23 protein-coding genes are annotated in these 23642 nt (G+C 49.3%); 9 read left to right on the top strand and 14 right to left on the bottom strand.

Annotated elements, in window-relative coordinates; all coding sequences use genetic code 11:
• The first annotated feature begins 55 nt into the window (after positions 1-55).
• On the top strand, positions 56-592 hold the full coding sequence (gene mog / locus B2Q61_RS14565; protein ID WP_290617030.1) for a molybdopterin adenylyltransferase: 537 nt from the start codon (positions 56-58) through the stop codon (positions 590-592).
• A 49-nt stretch (positions 593-641) separates the two neighbouring features.
• Here mog and rnk read toward each other — a convergent pair whose 3' ends face one another.
• The 3 genes from rnk to B2Q61_RS14580 form a co-directional block, all read right to left on the bottom strand.
• Positions 642-1049, bottom strand: a complete 408-nt coding sequence (gene rnk / locus B2Q61_RS14570; RefSeq protein ID WP_290617032.1) for a nucleoside diphosphate kinase regulator — start codon at positions 1047-1049, stop codon at positions 642-644.
• A 111-nt stretch (positions 1050-1160) separates the two neighbouring features.
• The gene (locus B2Q61_RS14575) at positions 1161-2912 is read right to left on the bottom strand and encodes a bifunctional protein-serine/threonine kinase/phosphatase (RefSeq protein ID WP_290617034.1); all 1752 of its coding nucleotides are present in this window, start codon (positions 2910-2912) and stop codon (positions 1161-1163) included.
• Positions 2913-2942: 30 nt separating this feature from the next.
• The gene (locus tag B2Q61_RS14580; RefSeq protein ID WP_290617036.1) at positions 2943-4439 is read right to left on the bottom strand and encodes an MFS transporter; all 1497 of its coding nucleotides are present in this window, start codon (positions 4437-4439) and stop codon (positions 2943-2945) included.
• A gap of 301 nt (positions 4440-4740) precedes the next feature.
• Here B2Q61_RS14580 and B2Q61_RS14585 point away from each other — a divergent pair, with 301 nt between their 5' ends.
• From B2Q61_RS14585 to B2Q61_RS14595, 3 genes are all read left to right on the top strand, one after another.
• The gene (locus tag B2Q61_RS14585) at positions 4741-6048 is read left to right on the top strand and encodes an MFS transporter (protein WP_290617038.1); all 1308 of its coding nucleotides are present in this window, start codon (positions 4741-4743) and stop codon (positions 6046-6048) included.
• Positions 6049-6060: 12 nt separating this feature from the next.
• Positions 6061-7263: an NnrS family protein gene (locus B2Q61_RS14590; protein ID WP_290617040.1), complete on the top strand. Its 1203-nt coding sequence runs from the start codon at positions 6061-6063 to the stop codon at positions 7261-7263.
• 260 nt (positions 7264-7523) lie between these two features.
• Positions 7524-7913: a putative zinc-binding protein gene (locus B2Q61_RS14595; RefSeq protein ID WP_290617042.1), complete on the top strand. Its 390-nt coding sequence runs from the start codon at positions 7524-7526 to the stop codon at positions 7911-7913.
• Positions 7914-7947: 34 nt separating this feature from the next.
• Here B2Q61_RS14595 and B2Q61_RS14600 read toward each other — a convergent pair whose 3' ends face one another.
• From B2Q61_RS14600 to norR, 3 genes are read right to left on the bottom strand one after another with little or no spacing between them, the layout of a single operon-like run.
• Positions 7948-8712 carry a HesA/MoeB/ThiF family protein gene (locus tag B2Q61_RS14600; protein ID WP_290617044.1) on the bottom strand — a complete coding sequence of 255 codons (765 nt, stop codon included), beginning with the start codon at positions 8710-8712 and terminating at the stop codon, positions 7948-7950.
• Positions 8696-9112: a YbaN family protein gene (locus B2Q61_RS14605; RefSeq protein ID WP_290617046.1), complete on the bottom strand. Its 417-nt coding sequence runs from the start codon at positions 9110-9112 to the stop codon at positions 8696-8698. The genes B2Q61_RS14600 and B2Q61_RS14605 overlap by 17 nt, the downstream gene beginning before the upstream one ends.
• Positions 9113-10639 (bottom strand): nitric oxide reductase transcriptional regulator NorR, encoded by a 1527-nt coding sequence (gene norR / locus B2Q61_RS14610; protein ID WP_290617048.1) that lies wholly within the window; start codon positions 10637-10639, stop codon positions 9113-9115.
• A 169-nt stretch (positions 10640-10808) separates the two neighbouring features.
• On the opposite strand from norR, the gene ytfE reads away from it, so the two are divergent.
• Positions 10809-11522, top strand: a complete 714-nt coding sequence (ytfE, locus tag B2Q61_RS14615; protein ID WP_290617050.1) for an iron-sulfur cluster repair protein YtfE — start codon at positions 10809-10811, stop codon at positions 11520-11522.
• A 13-nt stretch (positions 11523-11535) separates the two neighbouring features.
• Here ytfE and B2Q61_RS14620 read toward each other — a convergent pair whose 3' ends face one another.
• Both B2Q61_RS14620 and B2Q61_RS14625 read right to left on the bottom strand, forming a co-directional pair.
• On the bottom strand, positions 11536-12864 hold the full coding sequence (locus tag B2Q61_RS14620; RefSeq protein WP_290617052.1) for a sensor domain-containing diguanylate cyclase: 1329 nt from the start codon (positions 12862-12864) through the stop codon (positions 11536-11538).
• Between the two features lie 93 nt (positions 12865-12957).
• Positions 12958-14007, bottom strand: a complete 1050-nt coding sequence (locus B2Q61_RS14625; protein ID WP_290617054.1) for a sugar phosphate nucleotidyltransferase — start codon at positions 14005-14007, stop codon at positions 12958-12960.
• 276 nt (positions 14008-14283) lie between these two features.
• Between B2Q61_RS14625 and B2Q61_RS14630 the strand changes: the two genes are divergently transcribed.
• The 4 genes from B2Q61_RS14630 to B2Q61_RS14645 all read left to right on the top strand — a co-directional run bounded on the left by B2Q61_RS14630 (position 14284) and on the right by B2Q61_RS14645 (position 17062).
• The gene (locus B2Q61_RS14630; protein WP_290617057.1) at positions 14284-15342 is read left to right on the top strand and encodes a PAS domain-containing sensor histidine kinase; all 1059 of its coding nucleotides are present in this window, start codon (positions 14284-14286) and stop codon (positions 15340-15342) included.
• Positions 15339-15980 (top strand): response regulator transcription factor, encoded by a 642-nt coding sequence (locus B2Q61_RS14635; RefSeq protein WP_290617059.1) that lies wholly within the window; start codon positions 15339-15341, stop codon positions 15978-15980. The genes B2Q61_RS14630 and B2Q61_RS14635 overlap by 4 nt, the downstream gene beginning before the upstream one ends.
• Positions 15981-16112: 132 nt before the next feature.
• Positions 16113-16583 (top strand): CBS domain-containing protein, encoded by a 471-nt coding sequence (locus B2Q61_RS14640; protein ID WP_290617061.1) that lies wholly within the window; start codon positions 16113-16115, stop codon positions 16581-16583.
• A gap of 26 nt (positions 16584-16609) precedes the next feature.
• Complete coding sequence (locus tag B2Q61_RS14645; RefSeq protein WP_290617063.1) at positions 16610-17062, top strand: Hsp20/alpha crystallin family protein; 453 nt, start codon at positions 16610-16612, stop codon at positions 17060-17062.
• Between the two features lie 56 nt (positions 17063-17118).
• Here B2Q61_RS14645 and B2Q61_RS14650 read toward each other — a convergent pair whose 3' ends face one another.
• The 6 genes from B2Q61_RS14650 to rsgA all read right to left on the bottom strand — a co-directional run bounded on the left by B2Q61_RS14650 (position 17119) and on the right by rsgA (position 23523).
• Positions 17119-17544 (bottom strand): secondary thiamine-phosphate synthase enzyme YjbQ, encoded by a 426-nt coding sequence (locus B2Q61_RS14650; protein ID WP_290617065.1) that lies wholly within the window; start codon positions 17542-17544, stop codon positions 17119-17121.
• A 53-nt stretch (positions 17545-17597) separates the two neighbouring features.
• Positions 17598-18038 carry a nucleoside deaminase gene (locus tag B2Q61_RS14655; RefSeq protein WP_290617067.1) on the bottom strand — a complete coding sequence of 147 codons (441 nt, stop codon included), beginning with the start codon at positions 18036-18038 and terminating at the stop codon, positions 17598-17600.
• A gap of 249 nt (positions 18039-18287) precedes the next feature.
• A complete protein-coding gene (locus tag B2Q61_RS14660) occupies positions 18288-18587 on the bottom strand; it encodes a HigA family addiction module antitoxin (protein WP_290617069.1) in 300 nt (99 codons plus the stop codon).
• Positions 18588-18597: 10 nt separating this feature from the next.
• Entirely contained in the window at positions 18598-18876 is a 279-nt protein-coding gene (locus tag B2Q61_RS14665; RefSeq protein WP_290617071.1) for a type II toxin-antitoxin system RelE/ParE family toxin, read from the bottom strand.
• A 441-nt stretch (positions 18877-19317) separates the two neighbouring features.
• Positions 19318-21951, bottom strand: a complete 2634-nt coding sequence (locus B2Q61_RS14670; protein ID WP_290617073.1) for an AAA family ATPase — start codon at positions 21949-21951, stop codon at positions 19318-19320.
• A 531-nt stretch (positions 21952-22482) separates the two neighbouring features.
• Positions 22483-23523 carry a ribosome small subunit-dependent GTPase A gene (rsgA, locus tag B2Q61_RS14675; protein ID WP_290617075.1) on the bottom strand — a complete coding sequence of 347 codons (1041 nt, stop codon included), beginning with the start codon at positions 23521-23523 and terminating at the stop codon, positions 22483-22485.
• Positions 23524-23642: the final 119 nt, after the last annotated feature.

Raw genomic sequence — 23642 nt, forward strand, 5'->3', positions numbered from 1 at the left:
GGCGTGTTAGCGTGGGTAAGTCGGTTCGTCTTATTTAACAAAACTTGGAATTTTAATGACTAATCAAATCGCCAAAATTGGCATAGTTACAGTAAGCGATCGGGCCAGTGCCGGCATTTACGAGGATTTATCCGGTAAGGCAATTATCGACACTTTAACAGACTATTTAAGCAGCGACTGGCAGGCAGAGTACCGGCTGATCCCGGATGAGCAGCCTTTAATCGAGCATATTCTTCGTAAACTGGCTGATGAACAGGGTTGCTGTTTAATTGTCACAACCGGTGGCACTGGCCCAGCAAAACGCGACGTTACGCCCGAAGCAACCGAAGCCGTGTGTGAGCGGATGATGCCTGGCTTTGGTGAGCTGATGCGCACGGAATCCTTAAAATATGTGCCCACGGCCATATTGTCGCGTCAAACCGCCGGCCTGCGCGGCAGCTGCCTTATTATTAATCTGCCGGGTAAACCCAAAGCCATTCGCCAGTGTTTAGATGCGGTATTTCCGGCGGTGCCCTACTGCATTGATTTAATGGATGGACCTTTTTTGCAGTGCGATGAAGATGTGATTAAGCCGTTTCGACCAAAAAAATAGCAGTGTGGAACATAGTGCCGCAGCCATTAGCTCCGGCACGATTTGTAACTTAGCGTTGATATTCTCCAACGCGTTCAGGTTGATATAACACTTCGAGAATTTCTACCGTGCGGCTCTGACCATTTGGCATCGGCCATTCCAGTGACTGACCAACAGCTAACCCCAGTAACGCACTCCCCACAGGAGCGAAAATCGATATCTGATGTTCACTTTTAGCATCTTGCGGATATACCAGTGTTTTCTCAAACACCTTGCTATCACCGGCGAATTTAAAACGCACTGTAGAATTCATACTAACTACATCTGCTGGCATATTAACCGGCTCAACAATAGTTGCGCGGTCTAACTCACTCTCCAGCGTTTCGAGTTCTGGCGTCATCCGAGGCACTTTTTCAATCAGCGCTTCTATTCTGTCCATGTCGACAGCGGAAACAGTAATGGTAGGTTTTGAACTCATTAAACACTCCTGAAAATGACAGCCTTTGAAAAAAAGAAAAGCCCGCCGGCACTGGCCGTCGGACTTTTACACAATCTGAACGTTATAACGCCACAGCCTCAAAAAAGCAAGTTAACCACGAAGCAAAAACAACCACACCACCAGCAATAACGTGATAAACCAGAAACCCGATAACAGCTGCCAGAAAAGCAGCGGGTTGGTTTTGTGTTGTTGTTTAACTTCCTCGTGCAAAAATGCCGGGTTTGGTTGTTGTAAATCGGTCAGTAGCTGATTAATACTCTGATAGCGCTGCGATAAATCTAAACTCACCCCTTTTTGTAAGGCCCGGTCGAACCAGGTTGGAATGACCGGGTTAAACTGGCTGCTACTGCGATAACGCAGTTTGTCGTAATCGGCCGCCGTGCGGCAATTTTCAACGGTTTGACCATAAGGTAAATGACCACCACTGAACAGCTCGTACGCAATGGTAGCCAGCGCATAAATATCGCCCTGGACGCCAGAGTTATGCCCAAGCAGATAGTGTGGATCAGAATAAGCGGCGGTACCCAGTGCCGTTTCATGCTGCAGCGCGCTGTATATTTCCGCCAGACCAGCCACATAGACTGAGCCAAAATCAACAATTTTCAAGCTGCCATCTTCCAGGTAAATAATATTGCCGGGCTTTAAATCCTGATGGATAGCACCCATCCGGTGGAAAGCTTTTAAACCTTCGGCAATTTGTTTTACCAGCTTAATTGCCAATGCCGGTTTTAACGGTTTGGGTTGGGTCTCAAACCATTGCTCTAAACTCTGGCCCGGCAAATACTCCATCAGGTAGTATAAAAAGGTCCGTGGCCGGTGCTGGCGCACTACCTTTACCACGTAGTCTGACTCTATCCGCAGGCCGATCCATTCTTCGCGGATAAAACGATCAATATAAAGAACATCATCATCGTAGTTCAGTGAAGGGCATTTCAGCACCATTTGCCGGGCAGTGCTTTTTACAGCAGCGCTCTCATCTTCAACCAAATATAAATGGCTGCGGCTGCTGGCAAATAATTCGCGCAGTACTTTATAACCATCCAGCTTCATGCCGGGGCTAAGCGCCGGCGGAAATGGCAGCCTTGTCAGATGCTGATTTAAATCATCCAGGCTTTGCTCAGGCAGTGCCGTTATTTCAAGCAAAATCAGGCTGATATTATCATCACTGTCCTGCGCTAACGCCTGCTGCTTAAGCTGCTGCGCGGTTTGCTGTAAATCGACCGCGGCTGACACTGCCTGCTGCAGTGCATCCGGGCTGATAAAATCAGACAGGCCATCGGAGCACAGTAAAAAGCGGTCACCCATTCTAATGCTGATACTACCGTGCTGTAACTCGATGTGGGCATCCATCCCCAGGGCCCGGCCGAGAAACTGACGTTGCTCTGATAATATCGTGGTATGGTCCTGACTAAGTTGCACCAGCACGCCTTCGCGCCAGTGATACAAGCGGCTATCGCCAATATGAAAAAAATGCGCGGTCTGCGATTTCAGTACCAGCGCGGTAAATGTCGTCAGGTAGCCTTTTTGGTTGTGCGCAAACTGATGGCTCAGCTCGTACAACTCATTGTTAATGGTTGCCAGCAACTGCTCGGCACTATAGGCCACCGACCAGCTATCCGGCGTCTGACAGTATTCACGGCAAAACCGGCTTACCGCCCGCTCGCTGGCTTGCCGGCCAGCCTCCGCTGTGCTTACGCCATCGGCCAGGGTAAAACAGGCGCCTTTGTAAGTTAACAGGTGAGGATCGGCGGGTATATCAACCGCCACAGCATCTTCGTTGGCCGGCTTAACGCCGGCCTCGCAAATACTGCTATAGCAAAGTTGCAGCTCAGATCCCGACACCTGTTAATCCTTATTTAACCAGCAACACGCCTAACCAACGTTTATCCGAAACACAGTACCGTCTTCCCCTACTTCGGTAATATGACCTTTGGGATCATCTAAAAACATTACCGCTACCAGGCCAACCAGGGCAGATGCCGCTATCACATAGAAAAACAAACTGTAGCTGACATAACTTAGCACTGTTAAATAAACGACTGCACCAACGTTACCATAGGCACCGGCCATACCGGCAATCTGGCCGGTCATGCTGCGTTTAATCAGAGGCACTATAGCAAATACCGCGCCTTCTCCGGCCTGAACAAAAAAGCTGCAAGCCATCGTTGCCAGCACTGCCAGCGGGATCCACCAGTGGCTGTCCATCAGCCCCATTAAGAAGTAGCCTGCCGCCAGACCACCAATTAAGATCAGCATACTTTTACGCCGGCCAAATTTATCGGAAAACCAGCCGCCCATCGGCCGTGACACTAAATTCATAAAGGCAAAACCCGACGCCAGTAAACCGGCTTTTACCGCACTTAAACCGTCAAAGGTTTCCAGAAAATACAATGGCAGCATAGATACCACTGCCAGCTCAGAGCCAAAAGTAGCAAAGTAGGCAATATTTAATATCCCCACCTGCTTAAAACTGTATTTATCGGTCTCTGGCACCCCAACCCGTAAATGTTCGGCATTAATCCGCCAGGTTTGCTGGGTTTGGACGATAAATAACAGCAATAATACACCCCACAACGTATACATCATATTGACAGAGAATAAATTAACCCCGGCCGGTGATAAACGCCAGGCCAGCATGCCCAATGCCAGATGCATCGGAATATTCATCAGAATAAGGCCCCACAGCGCACCCCAGCTTGTCACCACCATAGCGCCGGTTTTTTTCGGTTTAAAATACATTGAGCCTTTGGGGGTATTGCGGGCAAATTTATAAAATATCAGCGAATACACTGCACTTATCACCCCGACAGTGCCAATCGCATACCGCCAGCCATTTTCGCCGCCATAAGCCAGTGCCAATAGCGGTAAGCTCATTGCTGCTGCGGCAGAGCCAAAATTGCCCCAGCCACCATATATACCCTCTGCCGTTCCTACCTGATGGTGCGGAAACCACTCGCCGACCAGACGAATGCCAACTACAAAACCGGCACCGACAAAGCCAAGTAAAAAGCGAAATAACGCCAGCGCGGCATAGGTATCGGCAAAAGCAAAGCCGATACACAGCACTGCTGAGATAAACAGCAGCAAAGAATACATAATCCGCGGACCATAGCGGTCTACCAGCATGCCCACTACTATCCGTGCCGGGATCGTTATGGCCACGTTTAAAATCAGCAGTGCTTTAACCTGCGCATCGGTAAGGGCAAGCGCTTCTTTAATATGAATAAGCAAAGGTGCGTGGGCAAACCACATTACAAAAGTCAAAAAGAATGCAAACCAGGTAAGGTGCAGCATTTTTATTTTTTGTTCGGCAAAATTAAGCAGGTTTAACCCGCTGCCGCTATTTGTTGATAAAGCAGGGCCAGCCATAACATCCTCCAAAGGATTATCACTAAACTGCAGCCAGTGTAGAGAGACTGAAACCGAAAATCATTGATATAAAACAAAGCAGAAATTTTATTTTCATATAAAAAACAACAATATACCACCTTATAGGTAGTGGCATTGCCGATGCAAATGCAGGGTATTGCGGCACTTACTACCTACTTCGGTCAGGCCGGCACTTTTATCCACGCCAGCATAGCGCGTCAGAGGTACACCCTCTTCGCTGCAGCAGTGGGCCACTTTGACGTTACACTAACGGTTAATACTGTTTGCCGGATGTATAGTTATGCCGCAACCTGCTGCCACCTCGTTGAAACAGGCGACACTGCCTGGTGCTAACCTGGCGTTATTGTTGGCAACCCTGGCTTTTGCTGCCTGCTTTTCCGTCTGGACCTTGTACGCTGTAATGGGCATTGCCCTGCAACAACAACTTGGCCTTAGCGCGACCCAATACGGCATACTGCTGGCAGCACCGATATTAAGTGGTGCCATCCTCCGATTGCCGCTCGGTATTCTGGCCGACCGCTATAGTGCGCGACTGTTATGGCTCTACCAGATGCTGGCTGTGCTGCCCGCTTTATTACTGCTGCCGACCGTGCAAAGCTTCACTGGTTATTTATTGCTGGGATTGTGGTTTGGGATTAGCGGCGTGTCTTTTACCTTTGGGGTGCGCTATGTCAGTCAGTGGTTTGCTTCCAGCCGTCAGGGCCGGGCGCTTGGCCTGTTCGGTGTTGGCAATGCCGGGGTGGCGATTACCTTTGTTCTGGTTCCTTTGCTGATAGATCACGCCGGCTGGCAATGGGTTGGACCGGTTTATGCCGGCGGACTGTTGGCAATCAGTCTGCTGTTTGCCTTGCTGGCACCAAAAGAACCGCTGCAGAGCACTCAGGCCAGACCCAAGGGGCTGAGTTTGCGTCAGCTATGCGCTGACGCGCGGATTTGGCGATTCTCATTGTATTATTATTTTGTGTTCGGCAGTTTTTTAGCCTTGTTGTTATGGTTACCGCAATATTATATGCAGGCCTACGCCATGGACGCGCGGCAAGCGATGGCCTTTACTCTGTTTTTTGTCGCCACGTCTTCAATGATGCGGGCGCTGGGCGGCTGGTTCTCTGACCGTTACGGCGGCCGTGCCGTAAACTGGAGTGTGTTCTGGGTTTGTATAGTTTGCTTGTTTTTTCTAAGTTACCCGCCCACTACCCTGATTATTCACGGCCTGGAAAAAGATGTACAACTGGAAATAGGTATTAATGTCTGGTGGTTTACCCTACTGATTTTCATTATCGGCGTGGCGCAGGGTTTTGGCCGGGCCAGCGTGTATAAAGTCATTCACGATTACTATCCGCACCATATGGGCAGCGCTGGTGGTTTTGTTGCCGCTATCGGCGCCCTGGGCGGCTGTACTCTGCCCATCCTGTTTGGTGTGGCGCAGGATGTGCTCGGCATCGTCACCGGCTGCTTTATGATTTTATATGGCGTGTTAGCGCTTTGTATGATCACTATGTTCTTTGCGAACCAGGCAGCGCAATATCGACAAAAACTGGCTGCCGCCCGCGCAGATAATTTTCTTTACAACGAGGACTCACCTTTATGATGGGGATAAACCATGCAAATTACTGATCTGGCAACTGAGCAGAAGCTGTCACCGTTGTTACGCCAGGCGTTCCGGCCAATGTTTTTAATGGGGGCTGCCTTTAGTGCCATCGCGATGCTGTTATGGGGCCTGACGCTTTTTGGCGTCATTCAGCTTAAACCCTTTGCCAATGTGCTGTTCTGGCATAGTCATGAAATGTTGTTTGGTTTTGTTGCCGCCATTATTATCGGCTTTTTACTTACCGCAGTACAAAACTGGACCGGCTTGCGGGCACCTCATGGCAAAAGCCTGCTGTTTATTAGTCTGCTATGGCTGGCGGGCCGCTTACTGTTGCTGTTTGGACAAGGATTGCCGGTATATCTGGTGGCGCTGATTGATCTGAGCTTTTTACCGGTTTGCGCCTATCTGCTGGCCAGGCCGTTATTGCAAACAGGACAAAGCAGAAATTTGTTTTTTATCCCGGTGCTGCTGTTACTCAGTGCCTGTAATGCATTAATGTATATCGGCGTCGCGACTAACCGCTTTGAGCTTATTCAACTGGGCAGTCAGAATGCGGTTTGGCTGATTACCTTACTGATGGCCATTGTCGGTGGTAGGGTATTGCCAATGTTTACAGCCAATGGCACCCAAACCCCAAAGGTGGAAGCCTTACTTTGGCTCGATCGCGCCGCATTGGCTTCTCTGTGGCTTATTTTTGTGCTGCATTTTTTTGCCTTAACCAAGTATCTGCCAGCCATGGCAATCAGTGGCTTATTTGCAGTTAGCGCCTCCTTAACCGCGTTACGCTGTCTGCGCTGGAAAATATGGATCACCTTAAAAGTGCCGCTGCTTTGGTCGCTGCATCTGGCCTACTGGTGTATTCCAATTGGCCTGGCACTATACAGCGCCCGCTATGCTGGTTTTAATATCAGCAATAGCATCGCGCTGCATGCGTTAACCGCTGGCGCTATGGGCAGTATGATTTTAAGCATGATGGCAAGGGTGTCGCTGGGTCATAGCGGTCGTATGCTGAAACCACACACCGTGATGTCAGTGGCATTTTTGCTAGTACTGGCCGCAGCGATAAGCCGCACCTTGCTGATCTGGCTGTGGCCAGCGCAGACGATGCAGTGGCTGTGGTTGGGTGTCGGCGGTTGGGTGCTGGCCTATTTACTTTATGTACTGGTATATTTCCCGGTGCTTACCACCCCAAGGCCAGATGGCCGGCCGGGTTAAAGCAACATTACCGCCAACGCGAAGGTTAGAACCCTGAATAGTTGTCACAGAGTGTCTGAGCGAGTGCGTAGCGAGCGAGTTGCTGTGACAAGCTCTGAAGGCGTTGTAACCGCAGATGGCACGCCGCTTGCCATTCTTATCACCGGTACCCCTGAAGGGGTATCTGTCCAGCAGCTTTGATTTATATCAAGTCGCGTATTGCCATGGCCTCTACACTGACTAAATAGTCTGACCACACTATTTAGCATCAGGAGCCTGCTATGAACACAAAATACAACGACAAGCCTTTAGTCTATTCCTGCTCAGGTTGCTCTAATGTCGCGCAGCTAGCCAATGATCTTGCGGTCGTACTCGATCGTGAAGGCTCAGCCCAAATGTCCTGTATTGCCGGAGTTGGCGGCAAGGTAAAGCAATTGGTAAAAGTTGCCCAGTCCGGCCGGCCAATTCTTGCTGTCGATGGCTGCCCGCTTAACTGTGTAAAACAAACCCTGGCCACGGTAGATGTGGTGCCAACCTGGCATATTGAATTAACGTCAATGGGTTATAAAAAACGCGACCATGAAAACTGTGATTTAGGTGATGCTTATAACCTGTTGCAAATGGTACATAGCGATATTCTGCCACAGGCGACAAAACCGGCGCAGCGTTAAACACTGCAAGCCATTAACCACTAGTCACTAGCCATTAGCCACAAACCGAACAGCCCGGGTCTTTATTTATACCAAACTGGCGCCATTGGCTGGTCAAAGCGTCAAATAACTGCAACTTGCCATACAGCGGCGTGCCCACTTCCGCCAGGATTTTTACCGCCTCCAGTGCCTGCATTGTGCCAATAACCCCCACTACCGGGCTCAAAATACCGGCTTCCATACAACTTAATTGCTGCTCACCAAATAACTGGCTTAAGCAGTGATAACAAGCCGTGTCGCCTTGCATGCTGAAGCTGGCAACCTGGCCTTCAAAGCGGATCGCCGCGCCTGATACCAGCGGCACTTTGGCCTTAACACAGGCGGCGTTAATGGCATTGCGGGTGACGAGGTTATCGCTGCAATCGAGTACCAGTGAAAATTGCGGTATCAGCTCAGCTAAATCCTCCGCAGTTAAACGTTGCTGCAACGCTTCAATATCAATTTCAGCATTTAACTGGCGCAAACCCGCGGCAGCCTGTTGCACTTTACTATGGCCAATATCAACTTCGCGATACAAAATCTGGCGTTGCAGGTTACTGCGGTCAATAATGTCATCATCTACCAGAGTAATCCTGCCAATACCGCTGGCAACTAAATAAGGCGCAGCAGCACAACCAAGGCCTCCCATGCCGACCAGCAACACCGAGCTTGCCAGCAATGCCTCCTGCCCCCGAAAATCTATTGCCGGCAGCATCAGCTGGCGGCTGTAACGCATTGCCTGCTGCGGGCTAAGCTCTGACGGATTAGTCGGTTTTGTCATAATTATTATCCTGAGTAACGTGTTCCGGACGACGCCATAGCCAAATTGCCACCAGCAGCAAAAAACAGGGTAGCAGCAGCCTTAGTAGCAGCGGAGCCTGAGATAATTGTAACAGCACAACACTGAGCAGCATCATGGCCGTGGCCAGGTATTTGGCGCGACGCGGTACCACCCCATTCTGGCGCCAGGCCAGAATGGGTGGGCCTAGTTGCGGATGTGCCAGCAAACGCTGCTCCAGGGCTGGCCAGCCTTTACCTGACGACCAGGCGCTAAGCAAAATAAAAGGTACCGTCGGCAGGCCCGGCAAGGGTATGCCTAACAGCCCCAGCGCTAAGCTGACAATGGCCAGTGCCCGCCAGCACAGCATCCGGCTATAGTGCCACATTATGTCTTTTACCATTCATTTAAGGCCCAACCTTTGTGCCAGCTTATGCAGGTTGCTGGGATCAAGCTCCAGCTGACGGGCAGCTAACGACCAGCTGCCATTGTGCTGGCTTATTGCCTGTTGAATCATTTGTCGTTGCAGTTGGTTGACCGCTTGCTTTAAAGGGATACCGCTTAATTGCAGCACCTCATTTGTTTCATTGTGTGCAATGGCTGAGGGCACGGTATCCAGATCAAGCAATGCCGCCTCCAGAGTAACAATGTCAGTGCGGGATGCGCCATGACTTAATGCTTTAATCGCCGCCCGGCTTATTACATGCTCCAGTTCCCGTACATTTCCCGGCCAGTCGTAACTTAATAACGCAAGTTCAGCGTCAGCGGATAATCTGAGCGCCCGAAGCCCCAACCGGCTGCGATTGAGCTCCAGAAAATGACCTGCCAATAGCGGAATATCATCCGGCCGTTCGCGCAGCGGTGGAATTGGCAACGGGTAAACCGATAAGCGATGGTATAAATCGGCCCGAAATTCACCACTTTTAACCTGTTGTTTTAAATCCCGGTTCGTTGCCGCCACCAACCGTACATTTACCTGGCGGGTTTTGTCTGAACCGAGGCGTTGGATCTCACCGTCTTGTAGTACCCGCAGCAATTTCGCTTGCACTGATAGTGGCAGCTCGCCTACTTCATCTAAAAACAAGGTTCCGCCGTCTGCCGCCTCAAATCGGCCTGCCCGCTCACTGTGGGCCCCCGAGAAAGCGCCTTTGTTATGACCAAACAGTTCACTTTCTGCCAGGCTTTCGGGCAGGGCCGCGCAGTTAATATAAATCATTGGCTTCATTGCGCGGGCGGAACTGCGGTGCAAATGACGGGCAAACAGCTCCTTCCCGACACCGGTTTCACCCAGCAGCAAAACCGGAAGATCAGAGCTTGCTACCACAGTTAATTCCTGCAGAATTTGGCGCAAGACTTTACTCTGGCCAATCAGCTCATAGCGTTGTTTGGCGGCGGGTTCATATTGCTGCTCATCGGCCTGATGATTGAGACGCAAAGCCCGGTTAGCTTGCTCCAGCTCCGTCATCCGCACTGCGGCTTCTACCAGCAAACTGTAGCGCTGCAGCTCGTAAATCGCAGCCTGAGAAAAGCTGCCAGCCTGCAACGCATCCAGAGTAAGAGCCCCCCAACAACGCCCCTCGATGTAGAGTGCAATACCCATACAATCATGCACAGGCAGCGCCTGGCCGGGTTGCTCTGCTAACAGGCCATCGTAAGGGTCGGGTAATTCAGACTCAGGCTCAAACCTGACGGGGTTACGGCTGGCCAGAATGGCTGCCAGCCTCGGGTGCTGCGCTACCACAAATCGGCGGCCCTGGGCTTCCCGCACCAGGCCATGCAATGCCACAGGTTTAAGCACGTCATGTTCCAGCCTGAGCAGGCCTACTGCACCGCAGTTAAAATGGCTTCGCAGGGTACTCACTAGGCGCTGCAACCGCACGGCCGCAGGTAAATCTGTTACCAAATCAGCAATTAGACTTTCTTCCAGCATGGTATTTTTTACCCTTGGGTAGATATTACCCTTAATTAACCGGGTGCAATTTACCACAGTGCAAAATAAAGCTATATAAATCAAAGGAGGTAGTTTTGGCCTGACTCTTGCCATTTAAGGGTAACCGTAACTCAACACGGTCCTTTTTATTTAGCAAGCAGGAGTTAGTATGTCACTCACCCATGTATCATTTTTAGACCAGTCTTTAGGCCAGATAGCCACTACCATTGCCGGTGCTACCGCGGTATTTCATCAGTACAAACTGGATTTTTGTTGCGGCGGTCAACATAGCCTGCGTGAAGCACTGGCTGCAAAAGAGCTTGATGCAACGCCGATCCTAAGTGCTCTGAAGCAATTACAACAACAAGACGGCGAGATAACCGACTGGCGCAGCAAACCGGTTAAGGAGCTTATCGAGCATGTCCTGTTTCGTTTCCATCAGCGCCACCGCCTGCAACTACCCGAAGTTATCCGTCTGGCCAGACGGGTTGAACATGTTCATGCTGACGATCCGAATTGCCCGACCGGACTGACCCAACACCTGGAGGACATGTATCAGGAGCTGGAAAGCCATATGGTAAAAGAAGAGCAGATTTTATTTCCAATGCTGGCAGGCGGCATTTATCCGGCAGGGCCGATTAGCGTAATGGAAGAAGAGCACCTGCAACATGGGGATGCCCTGGAAACACTGGATAAACTGACCAATAACATTACGTTACCGGCCGATGCCTGCAATACCTGGACAGCACTGTATCTGGCGTTGCAGGAGCTGAAAGAAGACTTAATGCAGCATATTTTACTGGAAAACCAAATTTTGTTTGTCCAGCCTGAAATTACTGCTCACGGTGATGACCGCCAGATGTGCTGCGGCAGTTGTCAGTAATTGCCATTTATGGCTATAACCTGGGTTCAGGTGCCTGACAGTCATCGGCATCACCGCTGGGACGCACCCGGTTGCGTCCCTCAGATTTGGCTGCATAAAGACATCTGTCTGAGCGGTTTATCAGCTGCTCCGGACTGGAGTCACTATCGCATAATGTTGCCACACCAATGCTGACGGTAACACCAAATGCCCCTTGCGGACTGTCAAATACCAGCGCAGCCACAGCCTGACAGAGTCGCTGCGCCAGTTGACGTGCTGACTGCAAATTACTTTGTGGCAACAATATCGTAAACTCTTCGCCGCCCATTCGGGCAAAACAATCGCTTGCTCGAATTTCCGGTGTGACAACCCTGACAAATTCTTTAAGCACTCTGTCACCAGTGGCATGACCATACTGGTCATTTATCTGTTTAAAGTGGTCAAGATCGAGCATCAATACGCTTAACTGATGCCGGTAACGCTGCGCCCGACGGTATTCATCCTCCAGCCGCCCCATAAATACCCGCCGGTTGGAAATGCCTGTCAGTGGATCAGTTTGTGACATAACCATTAGCTGATCAGTCATCCGCTGCATTTCGGTAACATCACGATAAAACCAGATCCGTCCCCAGTAGTTATCGTCTGGTCCATGCAAACCTCTTGAGTAACGCTCCAGGATCCGGCCATCTTTCATCTGGATCCGTATCCCCAGCTCCTCCTCGTGCAGCGATAAGTATAATTCCCTGATGCGCTGCACAAAGCCATCTGGCTCAGCCAACTGCTCCATCACTGACCGAAGTGCCGCCTCGCCGTCCCGCTGCGCCATCACCGTCTCAGGAATATTCCATATTTCCAGAAAACGGCGGTTCCAGGTTTTTATCTGATTATTGGCATCGACCACCAGAATGCCGTCAGGCGATTCATCCAGATAAACACTCATCACCGTAGACTGATAACGCGCCTCCAGCTCAAGATGCACCTGATCACTAATCTCATAAGCAGTGCCCAGCAAGCGGCTAACCCTGCCTGTTTCATCCAGAGAAGGCACCAGGTATGTCTGCCAGTATGTACGCCCTATAGGCAAATCGAGCGTTTCCCGGTAGTCAGTAGCAGTCTTATTTTCAATACAACGACGATAATTAGCCTTAAGTTGAGCCACTGTGCCAGGTGCAAGCAATTCTTCCACCCGTCGGCCGGCAACCTTATCGTGTTTCATACCACTATGCTGCTCGTGCCGGGCATTAATCGCCGCCAGCCTGAATTCATCTGCCGAGATTACGTCAATCACAAAAGCCGCGACACCAAGATAATCCAGCATTTGCCGCAACTCAGCAGGGTTACTGTTAACACTTATCTCTTTCATCTTAGCGCAGTGACGCCAGATAGTTATCGTCAATCCGGTTAGCAATGAACTGAACTAAATGCGCAGTCAAAGTAAAACAGTTGAAATTTGCGGCTAACACATTCTTCGCCCCGCCTCATTTAGCCAACTGTCCAGACCGTATCTTTCAATGCTTTGCAAAATGCGCTCTGGCCTGCCCCAGTCATCCCAGTCAATATCAGTCATCGGCATTACCCTGCATTGCTGTGTGGCGTTTTGCAGCACGTCTTTAGAGAAGTCCAGCTCTGGCATATATTTAAAAGTATCGCTAATTGCTTTGTCGACAGCTTCTTTTTGCATACAACTGAAGCGTACTTCCAGGGTAAGACGATGCAGATACAAAAAGCAGTGGAAAAATTTCGGATGTAATGCCCTGGCAAGTTGCCATAGCAATTCGCCCTTAGCGGCGATAATCATTGTGCTCCACAATGCATTGTTACTAAACAGACGCCGGGCTTGATGATTATCAGGTTTCTCGAAAAATGCCATAACCGGCTGTAAAGGTGTAACTTCGGTTGGCTCACTGCCTGACAATTCGACCACCGATTCAATCCAGCCAAAGTCGGGGTTGGGCCAGCGCGCTTCAGCACCTAGTAATATCAGATGCTCAGGATCGGTGGCGGCATAAGCAAGTGCCTGTGCCGCCAGCACCACAAAACGCTCTTCAGGGAAAATAAAGTGATCCGAGGGCATAATGATCACACTGGCATCGGGATCCAAGGCCAGAATATGAGCTAACGCCAGGTAAACAGCCGCTGCAGTGCCATTATGTTCAGGTTGATAAAGCACTGTTCCGGGAATAGTATTGCTGTTCAGTTCGTCAAAATACATCGCCTGATCAGCTACTGATACCGTGACAATATTGGCGCTGCCGACAAGTTGCCGGGCTCTTTCCCAGGTATATTCCAGCATGGAATGTTCGCCAAAAAAGCGACAAAACTGTTTAGGTCGGTAACTACCCAGCCAGTCGTTAATCGCTTCACGCATCCTTTCCCCCCGTCCGCCAGCCAGCACTATGGCCCAGTGTTTGCCGCGGGATTCAGCTTGGCGAATTTCGTTAGCAGCAGTGATATTGCTGCCGAGTGTTCCGAACTGGGCGCTGGTACCGTTTTTAACGACAGTCATATATCCTCCAGATAACCATTTTAAAAATTGTCTTGGCAGGCTGAACTGCGTACCTGATTTGTTCTCTTTAGCTAAAGCGGTTAAGTCGAACAGTAAGCGGCAAGATAGCGCACTGACTGTGATTATTAGTTGAGTGTACGGAGTATTGGCGGCCAACTGCATCAGGCTGAGCCGGAATAGCCTGTAAGAAAACGCCCTATAAAACGGGGTGATAATTAGCGTTAAGGAATATAAAGACTACAATTATTTGCATTAAAGTATGCACACGCGATTAACATGCCTTCAACACCGGATACCGATGGCGAAGAACTGCAGGCCATTTTAAGTACCATGAGCGATGTGGTGATTACAGCTGATTATCACGGCACTGTAATGCGGGTAAATCCGGCGATTGAAAAACTATTCGGTTATCTGCCGGCTACTCTGATTGGTCAGAATATCTCGGTACTGATGCCTGAGGCATATGCCAGTGCACACGATGGCTACATGGCGCGCTATCTGCAATCTGGTGTAGCCAGAATAATCGGTACCGGCCGCGAACTGGTGGCCAGGCACAGAGATGGTCATTTGTTTCCTATCCATATCGCAGTCAGCAAACTGGAGCAGTACCCGCTGTTTGTTGCGGTGATCCGCGATATGTCCGAGCTGGTTAAGTTAGAAAAAGAAGCGTTACTTATCAGCGAAATAGAGCGTAATCGGATCAGCAGAGAGCTGCATGATGAACTGGGTCAGAACCTGTTAGGTTTGACCATGCAACTACAGGTCATTACTAAACAGCTAGCCGGAAATGATAATCAGCTTCAGCTGCAACTACAAAACCTTAGTCGTGGGTTGGCACAAAATGTTAGCAATATCAGAGCCATTATCAGTGAACTTGCTACCGTCGAGTTAGAAGAGCAGGGTTTGCAAAGTGCCTTAAACACTTTTGTTAAGCTCTGCAATAACTATAACAAAGCGAAAGTAACCTTAACCTGTGAAGGACAAAAACCGGCAGAAGATTATACTGTTAGCATAAATTTGTACCGGATTGCCCGCGAAGCCATTTACAACGCCCTGAAACATGCCGATGCCAGTCAGATAGAGGTGTCTCTGAAAGAGCAAGATACGCGTATCGAGCTTATTATTAAAGACAATGGCAAAGGCTTACCGCCAGAATTGAATGTCCGGGACGGCCGGCTGATTAACACCGGGCATGGCCTGCGCAATATTCATTTTCGGGCCCATGTTATCGGGGCCCAGCTGACAATCAGCTCTTCTGCAGCTACTGGCACCCGGATTGAATGTCTTTATAACAGACCTGGCGTCAAACCCAGTTTAATCAGAGAAAACATATGAGCAACCTGTTATTAATAGATGATCATCCGGTTTTCCGTTGTGGCCTGGCAGCGCTTATTCAGGCCGAACCCGATCTTAAAGTATGTGGTGAAGCAGCCACAGTTGCCGATGCCCTGCGGCTGATTAAACAGCTTAAGCCTGACATGCTGATACTGGACCTTATTCTGGAGGAAGGTGACGGCTTGCAATTGCTAAAACACCTGCGGGCCCAGGGCAGTACGTTACCAATACTGGTAATGTCAATGTACGAAGAGCAGCTATTTGCCGAGCGGGTGATCAAAGCCGGAGCGAATGGCTACATTAACAAAGCCGATGCCATCAGCAATGTGATCTATGCAATTCGGCGGGTACTGCAGGGTCGGATTTATCTTAGCGACATTATGGCAGAAGCCTTACTTCACAAACAATTTAACCACAAGGCAAAGCAAGATGGCTCTGGTCCGGAAAAGCTATCTGATCGTGAAATGGAGGTATACATGATGTTAGGCAGAGGCTACTCGACCAAACGGATTGCTGCAGAATTGAACCTTAGCAGCAAAACTGTTGACTCCCATAAAGAACATATCAAGGAAAAACTTGCTATTACTGATAACACCAGCCTGATTCACCATGCGGTTACCTGGATGATGACCAGATAGCACATATCTACTACGGCAATTATTGTCCTCACGTTAGGTAGATCCCCTACCCCAGAAAGTGGCATTTTCCTAAATCCCTCTTACCAAGCAACAGCTATGCTCTAGTCACTGATAAACCTATGGAGCAAGAGCATGAAAATTACAAGCTGTATGAACCCGGATATCAGAAGTATTCAGGCAAATCAAACCTTGCAGCAGGCTGCACAAATAATGTGGGAAGCCGACTGTGGTTCCTTGCCCGTGTTAAATGATGATAAACAGACAATAGGCATGATTACAGACCGCGATATCGCTATGGCTGGCTTTATTCAGGGGCTGCCTTTAAGTGATATTCCGGTAAAAGATGTCATGTCTAAGACGCTGATTAGTATTGGTCCGGAGCAGGATCTGACTGAGGCTGAACAGTTGATGCAGGCTAATCAGCTCAGACGCTTACCGGTACTGAATAGCAAAAAACAGCTGGTCGGTATTCTGTCACTGAATGACATTGCAGCTGCATACAAGCGGGATAGCGGAAAGCAGGTAAACGCCAACGAAGTAGCGGATACACTGGCCTCTATTTGTACCCACAGAACCCTGATAAAAACCTCGGCTGTGGTCTGATATTTTAATCCCAAAAAAGGAGATAAATGATGAGCTTAATACCAATCGGCGGCCCATTGGCACAGTGGGACCCCTTTAACCAGTTCGGCAGTCTGTATGACAAATTTAATTCGCTGTTTAATGGCGGTAGTGGTTTACCGTTAGAAGCACAATGGACTCCGGCCATGGACATCGTTGAAAAGGAACATGAAATAATGGTACGCCTGGAAACCCCTGGCATGGAGCGAAAAGATCTGAAAGTCGAAATAAACGACAATATGCTGGTTGTCAGTGGCGAGCGTAAATACGAGCATAAAGACGAGAAAGACAATTACCATCGTCTGGAAAGAGGTTATGGCAGTTTCACGCGTAGCTTCCGGCTACCTGACTATGTTGATCAGAACCATATAAAAGCCGAATGTAAAAACGGTCTGTTACAAATACATCTGGCGAAAGTGCCGGGTAAGAAAAAAGAGCTGAAAAGCATTACCATAAACTAAGCCAACTGATTGCAAGGAGGGTGTTATCGCTACACTCTCTTTCTATTTAACGTCCTCTATTCACCTTGCAGGGTAACGACTACCTTTCGGCTGCCAGCACGGTTACGGTGTTCGCCCAGGTAAATTCCCTGCCAGGTACCCAGATCCAGCCTACCGCCGGTGATTGGAATGGTGACACTGCTGCCAAGCAGGCTGCTTTTCAGATGGGCCGGCATATCATCACTACCTTCACAGGTATGGGTGTAATAAGGTTCGTTTTCCGGCACGGCCCGGTTAAAAAACTGCTCAAAATCCCGGCGCACAGTCGGGTCGGCGTTCTCATTAATAGTTATTGAAGCAGAGCTGTGTTTAATAAAAAAATGACAAATGCCCACCGACAATGTACTAAGTTCAGGCAACTGCCGCAGCAGCTCGTCGGTAATTAAATGAAAACCGCGGTTTTTTGCTTTTAATGTCAGCTCTTTTTGTAACCACATTGTCATTATCTCTCGCTTAAAACCTTGGGTAGCTGGTCACTGCCAGCTGCCGTTGAGATTTACTCGCCAATATCTTCAAACCACAGCTGGGGGTTAGCAGTAATAAAATCCTGCATCAGTTGAATGCACTCTGTATTGTGCTGGTTCTCCAGAACAACGCCACGGCTTTGCAGATAGGCTTCCGGCCCCTGAAATGTTTGGTTCTCACCAATCACCACCTTGGGAATGCCATAAAGCAATACGGTGCCGCTGCACATATCGCAAGGCGATAAGGTAGAGTAAAGCGTAGCGCGGCGGTAATCGGCGGCGGTTAAACGGCCGGCGTTTTCCAGGCAATCCATTTCAGCATGCAATACACAACTGCCCTTCTGCACCCGCTGATTATGGCCGGCACCGACGATTTTGCCATCGATAACCAGCACCGAACCAATCGGAATACCGCCCTCAGCCAAACTTTTCCTGGCCTGGGCGATAGCCGCCTGCATATAGATATCCGTCATATTAAATCCTCTGGCAACTGGAGCCATAACCGAAAGAACGCTGCGGTTAAGTTTCGGCTTATGACAGGCATAACATTAACAACCCAGGATCGATAGGGTCGGATCGATAGGGTCAGGTTCATTGATACTTCTTCGAGCAACATTTCGCCAATGACACTCCCCTACTGACTATTTTACATGGGTAAATTAAAGCTAATTGCCACCACCTGCTATTCAGCGGCAAGATACAGCGCTATTTGGCAGTTAAGCTCAGGCTGCATGAGGTGATATATCTTTGCTGATTTGCTCACCACTTTGTTGCTCGGCCAGTTTAAGGTCATATATCGCCTGCAAGTTCAGCCAGCTTTGGGCATCGCCGCCAAAATAGCGAGCCAGGCGAAGTGCCGTGTCTGCAGTAACACCACGTTTTTCACGAACGATTTCATTGACCCGAGCAGGTGTTACCCGTAGTGCCTGCGCCAGAGCATTGGCACTCATATTTAGTGGTAACAAATAATCTTCACGCAATACTTCACCTGGGTGTACTGCGCGCATGCTGTTTTTAAACATAACTCCCCCGTTAGTGATAATCGACAATTTCCACATCCCATGCATTCCCATCATGCCAACGGAAACACAACCGCCATTGCTCGTTAATACGAATACTATACTGCCCCGCCCGATCGCCTTTTAACGGTTCCAACCGGTTTCCGGGTGGGCTTCGCAAAAACTCTAGGGTTGTTGCAGCTTCTAACTGAGTTAACTTGCGCGTGGCAACTTTTACAATAGCGGACCACCGGCTGGATTTGCCGTTTTCAAACAGTTGTTGTGTATCCGCGCATTTGAAACTTTTAATCATGCCAAATCATATATCGATAATCGATAAGCTGCAAGCTGGGACTGATAGGAGCAGGTCTTCTTACATACATTTTTTGGTTGGCAAAAGGCAAGACCTGACCCTGAGGATGCCGCCCTCAGCCAAACTTTTTCTGGCCTGGGCGATAGCCGCCTGCATATAGATATCCTTCATATTAAATCATCTGGCAACGATAGCCTTAACCGAAAGAGCGCTGCATTCAAGTTTCGGCAAATGACAGGCATAACATTAACAACCCATGCTGCAAGCACTGCGATTAATAGCGTTTAGATTATGCCAGGCAATGCAGAGGTTAATGTCTGCTATGAGCGAAAAGCAGACATCAATATCTAAATAAAGGGCACTCTGTGCACGCGTCCAGCAAAAGCCGCCTTTGATGACTTGTTAACACTGTCACTTACCTCACAGTGTTAACAAGTGCTTTTAGCGGCTACTCAGTCTCAAGGCGTTTATACCTTCCATTAAACAAACCATCTGCTCAACCACTCCCTCATCGAAGTCTTCACGGTCTTGTTCTTCATGAGTACCTTTATTCAGATACTGCCACACGGAATCTGTGAGAATCTGATCCAATGCATCTACTAAAGGTTGTTTATCCACATGCTCAAAAGCTGGTGACTTTTTCAATTTTGCCCTGATGCCTTCGCACAAATTCCGTAGCGAGGGTTGGTCTCCCACACCAGCTAGCTTGACGCTGATTACGCTTAGTTCATTCTTCCCTAACCATCGCCAAATTTTGTTCGCTAGCATTTCTAACGCCTGTCTGCATGGCTGTAAAGCGCCACGATGATCTCCTCGATCAACAGCGGCTCTGGCGTTTAAAAGATAGGCTTGCGGTGGTAAATCCCTCAATACCCGTGGGTGATGATCTCCGGTGTGATGCCGGAAAGTGTAGGATACCCACTGAGCTCTATCAACATGGTTCTGGACGTCTTTGATGAATTCATTGCTGTGGCAGGTGACAATGATTTGTGTATTGGCAAATCGCTCGCTCTGGAACAGAGCCTCTCTAATTCCTTGGCGATGCTCATGATCGATGGCATTAATCGCATCATCGAAGATCACTGTGGGAGCCTGGATGTTACAAGCTTTTGCTAATAGTATAGCCAGCCCCAAACATCTGACGTGTCCTTCACTGAGAACCTGCAATGCATCAACCCTCACTTGGGGGACTCCTTGGAAGCTCAACTCGATACGACCTTCCCCTGTAACAGGAAGATGCAGTGAAGCCAGCTTGTCTTCCATGGCATCACGGACGTTAAATTCGTTGTATAGATCCATGGCTAAGTTATTCAAGCCTGCCATCAACGTACCCGGCAACTCCGAGCGGTAATGGCGCAGTAGGCGCAAGAATTCATTATAGGCGCTCTGAATCCTTGTCTCTGTAGCAATGCGTCCCTGTTCCTCAGCAACCGCAGCAATTAGTGCGGCGTTCTGAGCTTCAAAGGCTTCTATGCGTTGGCGAGCACTTGCAATGGCTTCGATAAATTGTTGGCGTTGAGTCGCATGTTGAACCAATTGGATGCGGGCCTCAGAAAGACGATCACGTTCTGCAATCAGTTGGTCACGCTGAGCAAGGTTTTGCTGAATAACGACATCCTCATTTTCCAACTGATGGGCGTAATTGACCGCCTGCTGTGCCAGTGACACCCCACCTGCAACAGGGGTGTATCCTGCCTTCCACCATGCAACACCATGTTGAACGCCCGGATTTGCGATATAGCGCAAAACTTCAGACTCACTATCGACCGTTGCTACAACACGTTGAGCAAAATTGGCGAAGTAAGCGCGCAATGCATCTGCTGCAATCTGCCTCTGAGTAGTTGCGGCTTGGTGCCGCTGCTTGAGCTGCGTCAGTTCACGGAGCTGTTCCAGGCCATTGGCAGCTTTTGCAAACGGATCGACATGAACATGCTGTTCTCCAACAATTGCAGTTTCACATGCCGGACAATGGTCTGGAGACAATGCCTGTAGTACAAGAACTGCAGTGTAAAGTTCTTGGTATGCGGCACTATCCTGCTGCAGTGCAAGCTGACCCGCCAGGTCATCCACTAACTTGTGAGCCTCGTCAGCTCCGTGAAATAACGCAAGTAGATCCTGCGCCCGGATATCATACAAGGTTGGTGCAGGTTGATTTAATATTTCTATCAATTCCTGTAATCGACCCGGAGCTTCGACAGAGCCGACCTTTTGCTGCAACTGAGCATATGTCAATCCGGGCTGAAAAGTCTCGGCGTATGCCTGTTCAGCTTGGTCAAATGCAGCAATACCGACAGCCTCACCTTTAAGCAGCTCGGTGTCATTTGCGATAGTTTGACGTCTGCGCGCAAGCTCTGGGCCTTGCAGAGGCAGTAGTGACAATTGCGTATCAATGGACTCATTAAAGTGGCCTACAAACTCGTTGAAGTCGTCCATACCGAATAGCGCTGCTATCAGCTCTGTCTTTTGGCCGACCGGTTTAGCCGCTATCCTGGAGAAGGCGTCAATACGGTTCTTCTCAATGAAGCAGAACCGATACGCATCGGCATCCGCCTGTACGGTAACTCTCTGTTCTTGCGAATCCAACGCAGTCAGCCGAGGTGGGACAAACCGACCTTCATGGATGTTGCGTAGGTACTGGGCGGCATCAATACGCTTTTGTGCGCCCTCGTTTACAGCACCAAGAAGGGCAAACTCAAGCGCCTCGCATAGACTCGTCTTGCCGCTGCCATTTGGGCCATAAAACAATACTATGCGTCGTGTAAGATCAAAGTCCTCGGTAATCCGAAAGCCCCGGAATGGCCCAAGGGAGAGGTGGCACAAGTTCTGCCACTTCCATCCATCGCCCACTGCTGTGTCGTCAAGCTGAGGTAGGCTTGGATCCGTTACAGTGAGGTGCTGATGCGCCAACTCAACCAAATATACAGAACGCTGACTTCGATGACGGCTAGTCGCACTGACACTCTCAAAGTTGTCCAGCACTAGCCGTCCAAAACGCCGAACATCCTCAGGTATTCTGTTGCCTTCGTGATGAAGCCATCGAATGAAATGCTGATAATCATGTTCTGCAGATGCCACTGTTTTCTCCGTTATAACTAGCAAAGTTAACCATACAGCCGACTAATCATTTCGAGTATGCTGAATAAAAAAACATCAGGAATAACGACATCGAATTTGACCATGAACATCCCAGTTTACTTAAATTGCTAGGTTCTATAAACCTTCCTTGCACCACCATATCACGAGTAAGAACATACTCAAGAAACAATAACCAATTGAATCACCGTCAATAAAATAGACTCTTCATAACCGTCATTAGTGATGGTTTTAAACGTAGCGACAAAAGAAAATTCTGATTGTTGTCTTTTATTGAAAGGCAACTTAAAGAGAGCAACCTGTATTTCGTCCGCTTTTGGCACCAAGCAGCCAGATGGTTGAACACCGCTAGCTAAATCTCCTTCTAAACAAAAGTACGTATCCCTGCTTTTTGCAGATAAATAAAGGCATTCAACAACATGTCTGGGAAGTGTTTGGTTTACTGATGACGATGCCGCGTTGCTGGTTATCGACTACCGAAAAACACGCCGCCCTAAGGCGGCGTGTTTACGGCTAATCACTGAATTTTTTGGCTTTTAGTGACTTAACCGACTTCACCATTTTACTAAATTTCCGCTCGTGGGCGCGCCTTTGTTTCAGTGACGCCGCGTTGCGTGCCTGTTCGGCATTTAGTTTTTGGTAGTTGGTTAATCGCCTTGCTGCTAAAGCCCCTTGCGTTATAGCCTGTTGTACCGCGCAGCCTGGTTCAGCAACATGCTGGCAGTCACTAAAGCGGCATTGACTGGCTATAGCGTCAATGTCGGCAAACGCGCGGCGAATGCCGTCGTCACAGTCTGTCAGCTGCAGTTCACGCATACCGGGCGTATCAATTACTACAGCACCACCGGCAATAAAATGCATGGAGCGCCCTGTTGTGGTATGCCGGCCTTTACTGTCATCCACTCGTATTGCTGCGGTTTTTTGTCCACCGCGGCCAGTGAGAGTATTCACTAACGTCGATTTGCCAACACCAGAAGACCCCACCACCGCCAAGGTGTTACCAGCTTTACACCAGTGCTGCAAGGTACTGCTGCAGCTGGCTTCAAGTGCATTAACCACCTCGACCATCAGCATGGCGTCTAGCTGTTTAACCTGTCGCAAAAAGGCATCTACATCGGCGCATAGGTCCATTTTGGTTAATACCAGCAACGGCTCGGCACCGGCATCGTGCGCTAGGGTTAGAAAGCGCTCTATCCGGCTTAAATTAAAGTCATGGTTTAACGAGCAAACAATAATTAGCGTATCGACGTTAGCGGCAATAAGTTGCTCGGCCAGTTGGCTACCCGCGGCTTTACGTTTAAACAACGACTTTCTGGTTAACAGGCGCACAAAGCCGCCGCCGGCATCTAGCAGCAACCAATCGCCAATGGTTATCGGCGGCAAAGTGGTGCTGGCCATTAAACGGCAAGAGCCCTGCAGGGTTATCAGCTCATAACCACTGCGGTGATGTGCGGTTACCCGGGCGATAATGCTGTGTTCAAATTCCGGTAAAGTAAGTTGTTGTTGAAAAAAAGCCTGCCACCCCAGGTGTTGCAATGTTGAGGGTAAGTTCATGTCATTTCCTTCTGCCCACAGTGAAGCACTGCGCGCACAGTAAAAATGGTTAGGAGCTCTGGAATAAGGCTAAGGTAGCCGTATTAATCGGTTAGCAGAGTTCCCGGTCAGCAGACACC

The sequence above is a fragment of the Arsukibacterium sp. UBA5043 genome (assembly GCA_002415085.1).
In the GTDB taxonomy this organism is placed as follows: Bacteria; Pseudomonadota; Gammaproteobacteria; order Enterobacterales; family Alteromonadaceae; genus Alishewanella.

What these genes read in the sequence shown, in the direction of transcription:
- mog (WP_290617030.1), top strand. Translation starts at nt 56, where the DNA reads ATGACTAATCAAATCGCCAAAATTGGCATAGTTACAGTAAGCGATCGG.
- rnk (WP_290617032.1), bottom strand. Translation starts at nt 1,049, where the DNA reads ATGAGTTCAAAACCTACCATTACTGTTTCCGCTGTCGACATGGACAGA.
- B2Q61_RS14580 (WP_290617036.1), bottom strand. Translation starts at nt 4,439, where the DNA reads ATGGCTGGCCCTGCTTTATCAACAAATAGCGGCAGCGGGTTAAACCTG.
- B2Q61_RS14585 (WP_290617038.1), top strand. Translation starts at nt 4,741, where the DNA reads ATGCCGCAACCTGCTGCCACCTCGTTGAAACAGGCGACACTGCCTGGT.
- B2Q61_RS14590 (WP_290617040.1), top strand. Translation starts at nt 6,061, where the DNA reads ATGCAAATTACTGATCTGGCAACTGAGCAGAAGCTGTCACCGTTGTTA.
- B2Q61_RS14595 (WP_290617042.1), top strand. Translation starts at nt 7,524, where the DNA reads ATGAACACAAAATACAACGACAAGCCTTTAGTCTATTCCTGCTCAGGT.
- B2Q61_RS14600 (WP_290617044.1), bottom strand. Translation starts at nt 8,712, where the DNA reads ATGACAAAACCGACTAATCCGTCAGAGCTTAGCCCGCAGCAGGCAATG.
- B2Q61_RS14605 (WP_290617046.1), bottom strand. Translation starts at nt 9,112, where the DNA reads ATGGTAAAAGACATAATGTGGCACTATAGCCGGATGCTGTGCTGGCGG.
- norR (WP_290617048.1), bottom strand. Translation starts at nt 10,639, where the DNA reads ATGCTGGAAGAAAGTCTAATTGCTGATTTGGTAACAGATTTACCTGCG.
- ytfE (WP_290617050.1), top strand. Translation starts at nt 10,809, where the DNA reads ATGTCACTCACCCATGTATCATTTTTAGACCAGTCTTTAGGCCAGATA.
- B2Q61_RS14620 (WP_290617052.1), bottom strand. Translation starts at nt 12,864, where the DNA reads ATGAAAGAGATAAGTGTTAACAGTAACCCTGCTGAGTTGCGGCAAATG.
- B2Q61_RS14625 (WP_290617054.1), bottom strand. Translation starts at nt 14,007, where the DNA reads ATGACTGTCGTTAAAAACGGTACCAGCGCCCAGTTCGGAACACTCGGC.
- B2Q61_RS14630 (WP_290617057.1), top strand. Translation starts at nt 14,284, where the DNA reads ATGCCTTCAACACCGGATACCGATGGCGAAGAACTGCAGGCCATTTTA.
- B2Q61_RS14635 (WP_290617059.1), top strand. Translation starts at nt 15,339, where the DNA reads ATGAGCAACCTGTTATTAATAGATGATCATCCGGTTTTCCGTTGTGGC.
- B2Q61_RS14640 (WP_290617061.1), top strand. Translation starts at nt 16,113, where the DNA reads ATGAAAATTACAAGCTGTATGAACCCGGATATCAGAAGTATTCAGGCA.
- B2Q61_RS14645 (WP_290617063.1), top strand. Translation starts at nt 16,610, where the DNA reads ATGATGAGCTTAATACCAATCGGCGGCCCATTGGCACAGTGGGACCCC.
- B2Q61_RS14650 (WP_290617065.1), bottom strand. Translation starts at nt 17,544, where the DNA reads ATGACAATGTGGTTACAAAAAGAGCTGACATTAAAAGCAAAAAACCGC.
- B2Q61_RS14655 (WP_290617067.1), bottom strand. Translation starts at nt 18,038, where the DNA reads ATGACGGATATCTATATGCAGGCGGCTATCGCCCAGGCCAGGAAAAGT.
- B2Q61_RS14660 (WP_290617069.1), bottom strand. Translation starts at nt 18,587, where the DNA reads ATGTTTAAAAACAGCATGCGCGCAGTACACCCAGGTGAAGTATTGCGT.
- B2Q61_RS14665 (WP_290617071.1), bottom strand. Translation starts at nt 18,876, where the DNA reads ATGATTAAAAGTTTCAAATGCGCGGATACACAACAACTGTTTGAAAAC.
- rsgA (WP_290617075.1), bottom strand. Translation starts at nt 23,523, where the DNA reads ATGAACTTACCCTCAACATTGCAACACCTGGGGTGGCAGGCTTTTTTT.